This is a genomic window from Sphingobium sp. (assembly GCF_041987595.1).
GTDB lineage: Bacteria > Pseudomonadota > Alphaproteobacteria > Sphingomonadales > Sphingomonadaceae > Sphingobium.
Map to the genome: position 1 here is coordinate 19,254 of NZ_JBHIWJ010000055.1, position 7,842 is coordinate 27,095.

7 protein-coding genes are annotated in these 7,842 nt (G+C 63.7%); 2 read left to right on the forward strand and 5 right to left on the reverse strand.

Translation table 11 applies throughout. The features are described from left to right. Window positions 1-20: 20 nt before the first annotated feature. Window positions 21-1,568, forward strand: a complete 1,548-nt coding sequence (locus tag ACFC3J_RS14260) for a sulfotransferase (RefSeq protein ID WP_375196825.1) — start codon at window positions 21-23, stop codon at window positions 1,566-1,568. Between the two features lie 133 nt (window positions 1,569-1,701). Further along, window positions 1,702-3,231 carry an ABC1 kinase family protein gene (locus tag ACFC3J_RS14265; RefSeq protein ID WP_375196830.1) on the forward strand — a complete coding sequence of 510 codons (1,530 nt, stop codon included), beginning with the start codon at window positions 1,702-1,704 and terminating at the stop codon, window positions 3,229-3,231. A gap of 476 nt (window positions 3,232-3,707) precedes the next feature. On the opposite strand, the gene ACFC3J_RS14270 is transcribed toward ACFC3J_RS14265, so the two are convergent. The 5 genes from ACFC3J_RS14270 to ACFC3J_RS14290 all read right to left on the reverse strand — a co-directional run. Continuing rightward, window positions 3,708-4,178 carry a DUF1348 family protein gene (locus ACFC3J_RS14270; protein WP_375196831.1) on the reverse strand — a complete coding sequence of 157 codons (471 nt, stop codon included), beginning with the start codon at window positions 4,176-4,178 and terminating at the stop codon, window positions 3,708-3,710. Then, on the reverse strand, window positions 4,178-4,807 hold the full coding sequence (locus tag ACFC3J_RS14275) for a pyridoxamine 5'-phosphate oxidase family protein (protein WP_375196826.1): 630 nt from the start codon (window positions 4,805-4,807) through the stop codon (window positions 4,178-4,180). The genes ACFC3J_RS14270 and ACFC3J_RS14275 overlap by 1 nt, the downstream gene beginning before the upstream one ends. Window positions 4,808-4,870: 63 nt before the next feature. Then, complete coding sequence (locus tag ACFC3J_RS14280) at window positions 4,871-5,839, reverse strand: alpha/beta fold hydrolase (protein ID WP_375196827.1); 969 nt, start codon at window positions 5,837-5,839, stop codon at window positions 4,871-4,873. A gap of 127 nt (window positions 5,840-5,966) precedes the next feature. Then, window positions 5,967-6,869 (reverse strand): LysR family transcriptional regulator, encoded by a 903-nt coding sequence (locus tag ACFC3J_RS14285; protein ID WP_375196828.1) that lies wholly within the window; start codon window positions 6,867-6,869, stop codon window positions 5,967-5,969. A 401-nt stretch (window positions 6,870-7,270) separates the two neighbouring features. Beyond that, window positions 7,271-7,842 (reverse strand): LysR substrate-binding domain-containing protein (locus tag ACFC3J_RS14290; protein WP_375196829.1); only part of this gene is annotated, 572 nt, incomplete at its 5' end.

Genomic DNA, 7,842 nt, shown 5'->3' on the forward strand with positions numbered 1-7,842 from the left:
CCCAGGTCCCGGAAAGGCGCATGACCGCATCAAGCAGACTCCTGGCCGAAGCCGCGTGCGCGCTGGCGTCCAACCGTTTCGAAAGCGCCGACCGTCTCCTCCGCGCCAGCATCGCCACGCAGCCTGACGATCCGGAGGCCTGGCGCCTCCTCGGCTGCACTGCCCGCGCCGCTGGCAAGCCGGACGAGGCGGAGCAATGCCTGCGCCGGACGATCGCCCTCGCTCCGCGCCATGCGCTGGCCCATGCCGATCTGTGCGGCCTTCTTTCCGATCTCGGTCGCGCCGGGGACGCCATCAGCCTGCTGGACCACGCAGCCGCGACGCAGGACACCCCCGCATGGACCCATTCGCTCAAAGCCGCGACATGGATGGCCGAACGGCGACCGCACGACGCCCTGCCCGCGCTGGAGGCTCTGGTCCGGCAGGCGCCTCGCGCATCGGCGGCGTGGATCAGCCTCGCCGAAGCCCTGCAGACGGGAGGCGACCTCCACCGGACAGTCGCGGCTTACCGTCAGGCTTTGGCCATCGAACCCGATTGCGCGCCCGCCTGGCTGGGCCTGGCCAGCCTGCGGGTGATCCGGTTTGAACCGGCCGATGTCGCTGCGATGAAAATCGCGCTTCACCGGACGGGCACCGACCTCGACAAAGTGCAGCTCGGCTATGCTCTGGGCAAGGCGCTGGGCGATCAGGGCGCCTATGAGGCTTCCTTCCGCCACTTCGAACGGGCCAATGCGCTGCGCGGCGCCCTCGCCCCCTATGACCCGCACGCTTTTGCCATTGCCGTTCGGGCGATGGAGGACATCATCGGCGCACCCCGCGCGTGCGCGCCGGTCACCGCCTGTTCTGCCGACGGCAATCCCATTTTCATCGTCGGCATGCCACGCTCCGGCTCGACGCTGGTCGAACAGATATTGGCCTGCCATCCGCAGATAGAGGGGCTGGGCGAACTGTTCGAACTTCAGGCTGCCGCGCAAGGCATCGAAAGGCGGCCGCACGCACTGCCCGCCGCCATCGGCAGTCTGACGAAGGAGGAAATGGCGGGGTTCGGCGCCCGATATCTCCGCTCGGTCCAGCGATACCGGCGCACCGGCCGCCCCTTTTTCACGGACAAGATGCCGGCGAACTGGCAACTGGCCCCCATGATACGCCTGATCCTGCCGCATGCGAGGATCATCGACGTCCGCCGCGATCCCGCGCCCTGCTGTCTTTCCAGCTTCATGACCTATTTCAGCCGCCGCACGACCTTCCCCGCGAATTTGCCGGACCTCATGCGCTATTATGAGACCTGTTGCAGGCTGATGAATGCCATGCACCGTGCCCATCCGGCGCATGTTCATCTGCTGCGCTATGAGGCTTTGATTGCTCAGCCGGAATCGGAAGTGCGCCGCCTGCTGGACTTTCTGCAACTGGACTTCGACCCCGCCTGCCTAAGACCCCATGAAGGCGCCCGGCCCATATTCACCCCCAGCGCGCAGCAGGTCCGCAGGCCGATCGGAACGACAGGGCTGGAAGGCTGGCGACATTATGAGCGATGGCTCCCATCCGCCGATGCCCGGAGCGCCCCATAATTTGCGGCGGGCGGGAAGCGCGCCCAGCCCGGCAGCGGCACGACGCGAACGGCCCCTAACGGATCAAGCGGAGGAACCCTGAAGGCTGTTGACCCGTTTCTCAGCCTGAAACGAGGGAGGCGAATTGCCCACAATTTTCGAGACAATGACGGTGGCCTCCCGCGATCGGGCGCGCGTGTCGGAAATCGGCGCCGTAATCGCGCATTTTGGCCTTGAATCCCTGTTGGCGCGACTGGGGCTTTCCAACAGCGAGAACGAAACAGCCAGCGAGGAAGCCAATTTGCCGACGCGGGTCCGCCGCGCTCTGGAGATGCTGGGGCCGACCTACATAAAGCTCGGCCAGATCCTCGCGACGCGCCGCGACATACTCCCGCCGGAATGGATAACGGCCTTCGAGAAGCTCCACAGCGACGCGCCGCGCCTGCCGTTCGAGACGCTGCGCGAGTCAGTGGAGGCCGCACTGGGCGAACCACCGGAACACGCCTTTGCCCGCTTCGACCCCGAACCTCTTGCCGCCGCGTCGATCGCGCAGGTCCACCGGGCTTCCTTGCATGACGGCAGCGAAGTGGTGGTAAAGGTCCGCCGCCCGGCCATCAGAAAGGCGATGGAGGCAGATCTCCGATTATTGCGCCATCTGGCCGTCGTCCTGGAGCAGCGCAACGCCGCAGCGCGCCGCATGAAACCGTCCGCGATGATCGAACAACTTGGCCGCGAAATCCTCGATGAACTGGATTTCACCAATGAAGGCCGCAATGCCGACATTTTGCGGGCAGACCTGGCGACTGTAGATCAGGTCGTGGTGCCGAGGATTCACTGGCAATATACCAGTGAAGCCGTGTTGGTGATGGAGTATGTGGAAGGCATCGCGCCGGGCGATCCGGACCGCCTGAAGGCGGCTGGCGTCGATCCTTCCGCCATTGCCCGGCTGGGCGCGCGGCTGGTTCTGGAAATGGTTCTGGTCAACGGGCGTTTTCATGCCGACCCGCACCCCGGCAATCTGCTGTGCCTGCCGCCGGATGGCGAACATGATCGGGACCGCCTTGCGCTTCTGGACCTGGGATCGGTCGGTTTCGTTAGTCCTCGCCGCCAGCACGAGTTCCTGACCTTCCTTCTTTCCCTGCGCGGCAACGATCCTTCCGGCGTAGCGGATATGCTTGCGGCCTGGTCGCAATCAGGCGATGTACCGCGCGAACGGCTGCTGGCCGCTGCCGAACGTCTGGTCGCGCGCCACGGGACAGGCGCACTGGTGCTTGACGCAATGGTCGCGGACTTCTTCCCGCTGTTGCGCCGGGAAGGGCTGGTGCTGCCGCCGGACCTGGTGCTGATCTTCAAGGCGATGGTGACCATGGACGGCGTCCTGGCACGGCTCGTACCCGGCTTCGATCTGTCGGAGGCGCTTGGGGAGTTACGCGGCCGACTTGTGGCCTCGCGTCTGTCGCGGCTGGCCGCCCCGGAACGGATCGAGTCCCTGCTGCTGGAAGTTTCGCGGCTTTCTGCCGAAGCGCCCGCTCTGATGCGCGCTGTAACCGCGCGAGTGAACATGGGCGACGAACCCCGGAAGGATACAGCCCTGGTCGCTGCGATCCGCCGGGCCGGGGCGCTGCTTGCCTGTGCGATATTCTTCCATGCCTTGGCGCTGCTGGCGGTCGGCTTCCTGAGTTGAAGACACCCGCCTTGGCCATCTCCTTTCAGGACGAACGCGGCCCTGCTCGTCAACCATGCGGAAGCGGATGCCGGGATGGCGCGCCTGATAAATCGGCAGCTCGCCCGGCTGCGACAGTCTCAGATGGAAAGCAGGCCCGGTCAAGTTGGTCGATCCAGGGCGCCCGGAACCAAATTTCCGGGCCTTGCCTGTCGCCGTCATCTCGAACTGCCCGGCGATCCGCACATGGCGGACATATTGAATACCCGCCAATGGTCCAGCACCTCCTGTTCGGTCATGACGGCGCCCGGCCTTGGGATGATTGAGTACGCAGACCGCTTCCCCGAACTGTCGCCGACGACACCGGAAACCGAGGTTCAGCCGGTCCATAACCCGCCGCATCATCGTTTTCCGGGCAGGGCGATCCCGCCATGACGCCGCGCGCAGGATCGAAAGCGGGCCGTCCCCTGCTGGAAGGCGCCGCTGCGGACCGCCACCTAAAGTCCCAGTTCGCTCAGCCCTGGGTGATCGTCGGGGCGGCGGCCCGGTGTCCAGTGGAACTGCCGCTCCGCTGCCGCGATCGGCGCATCGTTGATGCAGGCGAGGCGCCGGCTCATCAGCCCGCTCTCGTCAAACTCCCAATTTTCATTGCCATAGGAGCGGAACCAGTTACCGCTGTCGTCATGCCATTCATAGGCAAAGCGCACCGCGATGCGATTGTCGCGAAAGGCCCACAATTCCTTGATCAGTCGGTAATCCAGCTCGCGCTGCCATTTCCGGGTCAGGAAGGCGACGATCGCCGAGCGGCCATTGATGAATTCGGCCCGATTCCGCCACTGGCTGTAGGGCGTATAGGCAAGGGCGACCCTGGCCGGATCGCGGCTGTTCCATCCGTCCTCTGCCAGACGCACCTTTTCGATCGCGCTGTCGTGCGTGAAGGGCGGCAGGGGCGGTCTCAAACAATCCATCATGCGTCTCCTGATTGGGCGAGACGGTTCTGCAATGCCCGGTTCTCTGCTTCCAGCTGCGCCAGTCGCTCATGGAGGGGCCGGACCGCCTGCTCGATTTCCCGCTCCGTAAAACGCGGGGTGATATGCTGCGGACAGTTCCAGTCGAACGCTTCGAGACGCAGCCGGAAGATGCGTTCGGCGCGGGCCTTATACGTCCTGTCCATCACAAGCTCGGTCAGCGCCGGATCTGCATCAAGCGCGAGCTTTTCGACATGGACATAGATTTTCAGCCGCGCGCGGCGCGGATAATCCATCAGGATCAGGCAGGCCCGATCGTTCGCGGCCAGATTGCCGGTGCTGATATACTGGCGATTGCCGCGATAATCGGCAAAGGCCAGCGTCCTGTCATCGACCATCCTGAGGAAGCCCGCCGGACCCCCGCGATGCTGAACATAGGGCCAGCCATCTTCCGATACGGTCGCCATGTAGAAGCTGTCGCGCGCGGCCAGAAAAGCGGCTTCATTGGCCGTGAAGCGGTCAAATGCGCGACTGCCGCTGAACGCTGCCCAATGGGCGTCCGCGCCCATTTCGGCCTGTGCCGCGCGCACGCTGGGCGTCATCGCTATATCCAGAAAGCCGTATGACATGCTTTGTCTCCCGACATCCGTCTGGTCCGGGGCATTCCCTGAAGCAATGCCCCGGACCGGCGCTCAGCGCGCTGCCACCTTGCGATCGAGGAAATCGCGGATCAGCGGCGCCATTTCGTCGAGCTTGTCTTCCAGGGCGAAATGGCCGGTGTCGAAAATATGCATCTCCGCATCCGGCAGATCGCGCCGATAGGGATGCGCGCCGGACTCGGGGAATATCTTGTCGTTCTTGCCCCAAAGGATCAGCGTCGGCGGCTTGCGTTCGCGGAAGAAGGCCTGAAAAGCGGGATAGAGCGGAACATTCGTGCGATAGTCGTAGAAGAGATCGAGCTGGATATCCTTGTTCCCCGGCCGATCCAGCAATGCCTGATCGTGGACCCAATTGTCGGGACTGATCCGCGATGTGTCCCGCACGCCATCTGTATACTGGAATTTGGTGGCATCGAGACCGACAACCCATGCCTGCGCGGCCCGGTCCTTCGCCGATCCGCTTTTCCAATAGGCCTTGACCGGATCCCAGAAGGCACCCAGCCCTTCTTCATAGGCATTGCCATTCTGCACGATGAGACCACTGACCCGTTCGGGATGCTTGAGCGCCAGCCGGTAGCCGACCGGGGCGCCGTAATCCATGACATACATGGCATAGCGCTCTGCGCCCACCTGGCCCATCAGCGCGTCGACCATGTCGGCAAAATGGGCGAAGCTGTATTGGAACTGGCGATGGTTGGGCGCATCACTCTGGCCGAAGCCGGGATAGTCCGGCGCGATCACATGATAACGGTCGGCAAGCAGCGGGATCAGATTGCGGAACATGTGAGAGGATGTCGGAAAACCGTGGAGCAGCAGCACCACCGGGCCGTCGGCGGGACCCGCCTCGCGATAGAATATTTTTACGCCCTCGATGGTCGCCGTGCGATAGTGGATCGTAGCGGGCGCAACCTGCGCGACGGCGCTGGCGGGCGCGGCAATCGCGTCAGCAGTTGCCGCGACGCCGGCGGTAGCCAGCAGCATTGAAATGACCAGTTTCTTCATCTTGTCCTCCACCCTGTTCGGGGCGCTGAGCAACGGCGTCAGCTTCTGGACAGACAATTAATCATTGCTTATCCCTCTGATAATTCGATAAATGTGGAACTCATTATTCCGCAAAATGGAATTATTATCATGCGGTCCGGAACAGCGGATTGGCACGCAGCCGGTCGACCGCCAGATCCACGAAACTGCGCACCTTCGCGGCTATCCGCCTTCCTTCTGCATGGACGACATGAATCGGCAGCGGCTTTTCCATATGCTCGTCGAGTATGGTGACCAGCCGCCCGGCGGCGAGCGCGGGTTCGACCTGATAGGACAGCACGCGGGTCAGCCCCCAGCCCTGTTCGGCGCCTGCGATCGCCGCCTCATTCGTATTGCAGAACAGCCGGGGATGAACCGTAACGCTTGTCCTGCCTTCCGGCCCGAAGTGCCATTCCGGCGACGCCCATGCGCCGGTCGGACAGATGATCCGGTGATGGATGAGGTCCGCCGGCGAGCGTGGAACATCATGGGTTTCGAAATAGGCCGGCGCACCGCAGATGACGCGCCGGACTGACCCCACCCGAATGGCGCTGAGCCCCGAGTCCGGCAGATGTCCGATCCTGACCGCGACATCGATGCCTTCCTCGACGATATTGACGAGGCGATCGACGAACAGGCTGCGCCCGGTCACGGCCGGAAAGCGGTCCAGATAATCAAGCAGGATGGGCAGCACATACATATGTCCGAAAAGTACCGATCCGGTCACGGTCAGCGTGCCGGTGGGATTGCCGTGGGCACCTGCCGCCGCCGCGTCCGCGTCCGCCATGTCAGCCAGAATGCGCCGACAATCGTCCAGATAGCCTCGACCAGCTTCGGTGAGCTTCACCGACCGCGTCGTCCTGGTCAGCAGCCGCACGCCGATCTGATCCTCAAGCGCGGAAATCGCGCGGGTGATCGCAGGCGGGCTCATATGCAGTCGCCGCGCGGCTTCAGCAAAACCACGGCTGTCCGCTACGTGCACGAAGACCTTCATGGCCTGCCAGCGATCCAAAATTTCCTCCTCGTCAAGCCTGCACTGACGGCATGATACGTCGTGCGCTGATGATCTGTAGCGACAGCGTCATCCTGATCAATTTATCGCTCATTACTAAGCGAAAATAATAGTTTCCGACGATTTCTGAACTGGTGATGGTCCTTGGAGATTGCGCCGGCTTTTCTGCCTGCCTTTTGTTTCCATCCCGAAATCGACGTCACGCTTGGCTGCGTCGGCATTCAGGCGCCCGGAAAGCGTCATGTCGGAGAGGATGGCCGGCGAGAGGCGGCTGACGGACCCGGCCGACCCTCCAGCAGGTAGCCTGGGCCGAGATTCGTGCCGCGGCGTTTCGACGGGTTGAAGCTGGAACGAGAAGATCTGCCGCCGTCCTGCGGTTCGCGCATCCGATCGGTCTGACGCTAGATACTGACGCGCCGTTCCCGCAGGAAATTGAGAAAGGCCTGGAAGGCGGCCGAATGATGGCGCTGCCTCGGATAGTAGAGCCTCAGTCCGGGGAACGGCGGCGTCCAGTCGGCGAGAAGCTGCACCAGCGCTCCGGACGTCAGCCCCTTAGACGCATCCGGCATGCCGACATAGGCCAGCCCCAACCCCCGTTCCGCCGCCTGGAGCGCGATCGCCGGCGAGCCGACCTGAAGCCGCCCGCCGACGGCAATGGTGAAGGAACGGCCGCCGTCCTCGAACTCCCAAGCCATCGGCCGGCCGCTCGGCAGACGCGACACGATGCATTCATGGTCGCGGAGGTCATCCGGCCTGACGGGAGCAGGGCGGGTGGCGAGATAGTCCGGCGCGCCGACCACGATGATCTGTTCGTGCGCGCTAAGGGTGAGGGCGACCATGTCCTGCGGGACTGCCTCCTCCAGCCGGATGCCCGCGTCGAAGCCGTCGGCGACGATGTCGCTCAGCAGGCCGTCGCTGACGATCTCTACGTCGATAGCCGGGAAGGACCCCATGAAATCGGCGAGGGCGGGCA

Bases quoted from the DNA above. Each gene is read 5' to 3' on its own strand.
- ACFC3J_RS14260 (WP_375196825.1), top strand. From the start codon at position 21: ATGACCGCATCAAGCAGACTCCTGGCCGAAGCCGCGTGCGCGCTGGCG.
- ACFC3J_RS14270 (WP_375196831.1), bottom strand. From the start codon at position 4,178: ATGGATTGTTTGAGACCGCCCCTGCCGCCCTTCACGCACGACAGCGCG.
- ACFC3J_RS14275 (WP_375196826.1), bottom strand. From the start codon at position 4,807: ATGTCATACGGCTTTCTGGATATAGCGATGACGCCCAGCGTGCGCGCG.
- ACFC3J_RS14280 (WP_375196827.1), bottom strand. From the start codon at position 5,839: ATGAAGAAACTGGTCATTTCAATGCTGCTGGCTACCGCCGGCGTCGCG.